3 protein-coding genes are annotated in these 1,816 nt (G+C 68.4%); 2 read left to right on the top strand and 1 reads right to left on the bottom strand.

The window, feature by feature from the left end:
* Positions 1-276 precede the first annotated feature (276 nt).
* Positions 277-837: a hypothetical protein gene (locus ACKAE7_RS20895; protein WP_366278609.1), complete on the bottom strand. Its 561-nt coding sequence runs from the start codon at positions 835-837 to the stop codon at positions 277-279.
* 178 nt (positions 838-1,015) lie between these two features.
* On the opposite strand from ACKAE7_RS20895, the gene ACKAE7_RS20890 reads away from it, so the two are divergent.
* Together ACKAE7_RS20890 and ACKAE7_RS20885 are read left to right on the top strand one after the other, a co-directional pair.
* Positions 1,016-1,516, top strand: coding sequence for a sigma-70 family RNA polymerase sigma factor (locus ACKAE7_RS20890; protein WP_104186485.1), 501 nt, complete (start codon positions 1,016-1,018; stop codon positions 1,514-1,516).
* On the top strand, positions 1,513-1,816 hold a 304-nt coding region (locus ACKAE7_RS20885), incomplete at its 3' end, for a zf-HC2 domain-containing protein (protein ID WP_408980207.1). The genes ACKAE7_RS20890 and ACKAE7_RS20885, both read left to right, overlap by 4 nt.

Genomic DNA, 1,816 nt, shown 5'->3' with positions numbered 1-1,816 from the left:
TCAGGGCTGAAATACCACGACGCCGGAAATGTCCATCGATTAGCTACGTGCGGGTAATTCCGCGATAATAGTAAGTATCCCCGGGCAAGCCCGGCGATGTCCCCGCTCCAGGTACCGTGCCCGACACCCTGCCCGGGCACGTTGCCGACGGGCTGGGCAAGGCGCCGGAAGTCCCTGTCCCCTCACAGATTCCGCTGCCCGGCAACCTTCCGTCCGTTCCGCTCCCGTGACGCCTGCGCACTGGACAGCAGGGGCCGGTACCGGAAGGCCGGCTCACTAGCCGGATGCACCCATCCTGATCATTTCGCCGGACGGATCCGCCAGGTACCAGACGTCGTTCACGCCCTGGCCCAGAATGTCGCCGGGCTTCGTGTCCTTGGCGAAGTAGTACAGCGGCAGGCCGTTCAGCGTCACCTGCTGCGCGCCGTCCGGCGTCGTGATGGTGCCCACGGTTCCCGTGACGCCTTCCACCTGGGGCGTCTCAGCGGCGGTGGTGACCGGGGGCCACGCTGCAAGGCAGGCGTCCGTGCAGGCGCTGGTGCCGGAGTCCTTCACGTCCTTCGTGAAGAAGTACACGCTCATCCCGTTGGCGGCCACCACAATGTCTCCGGCGCTTGAGGTAGCTGTCTTAAGGTCGACGGCGGCACTTGCCGGCGGGGCGGACGTTGCGGGCGGCGGGGTGACCGACGCTGCGGGGGCGGTTGCGGAGGCCGGCGGCGCACCTTCCGTGACGGCCGGGCTGGTGGTTGCCGGTGCCGTTCCGGTGCTGCCGCCGCAGGCAGTCAGTGCCGCGGAAAGGGCCAGGACGGCGAGTCCTGCGCCCACGTTGAGTTTCATGGCGTTGCTCCTTGCTGGCTGGGCCCGGCGTCGGACCGCCGGACGCTAACCCTTACGACGTACCGGGGTGAACAATGGTTCACACAGTCAGCCGCCGGCGGTTGAACCTTCCGGCCGCGGGCGGCGTCTTTACGGTGGTAAGCAGGAATGTGGGGCAGGGCCCGGCAGGAGGAACGGCATGCCGCTGGATGAGGACGTGGTGGCGTCCATCTACCGCGACCACGGCGCAGCCCTGCGCCGCTTCGTGCTCAGCGCCTCCCACGACCCCCAGCTTGCCGAGGACGTGGTGCAGGAAACCGTGCTGCGCGTCTGGCAGCACACCCCCGAGATCACGGGCAGCCTCCGCAGCTACCTGTACCGGACGGCCAGGAACATCATGATCGACAACTACCGCCGGGCCCGGCGCCGTCCCGCGGAGACCCTGGAAAGCGGCCTGACAGAACCCGCCGCTGTTCCGGAGAGGGTGGACGAGCTGCTCAACCGCGTGCTGGTCGAGGAGGCGCTGCTGCGGCTGAGCAAGGAACACCGGGACGTCCTGGTGGCGCTGCACTACCGCAGGTTCACCGTGAACGAGGCCGCCGTCCAGCTCAACATTCCCAGCGGCACCGTCAAATCCCGCGCCTACTACGCCGTGCGGGCGCTGCGGACCATCCTGGACGAGATGGGGGTGGAACGGTGAACAGCGCCGAAACGCACCACCTGCTGGGCGCCTACCTGCTGGGCGGGCTCGACGCGGAGGACCTGCAGGCCTTTGAAACACACCTGCAGGAGTGCGGACAATGCCGGAAGGAACTTGCCGGCCTGGAGAAGGTTCCCATGATGCTGGACGCCCTTCCGGTGCCGGACGCTGTTGCACTGACGGTGGCACCGGGAGCGGCGGACCCGCTTCCCCCCTCGGATCCCGCGCCGCTGCTGCGTAAGCTGGCCCGCCGCCGTCGGACATTACGACGGCGGTGGACGGCGCTGGCGGGCGCGGCCG

Source organism: Pseudarthrobacter sp. NKDBFgelt (assembly GCF_046097905.1).
GTDB lineage: Bacteria > Actinomycetota > Actinomycetes > Actinomycetales > Micrococcaceae > Arthrobacter > Arthrobacter polychromogenes.
Note: the sequence above shows the minus strand (reverse complement) of the source record. Positions and strands in the feature narration are given on the sequence as shown.

Coding starts and splice junctions, on each gene's coding strand:
- ACKAE7_RS20890 (WP_104186485.1), top strand. CDS start 1,016: ATGCCGCTGGATGAGGACGTGGTGGCGTCCATCTACCGCGACCACGGC.
- ACKAE7_RS20895 (WP_366278609.1), bottom strand. CDS start 837: ATGAAACTCAACGTGGGCGCAGGACTCGCCGTCCTGGCCCTTTCCGCG.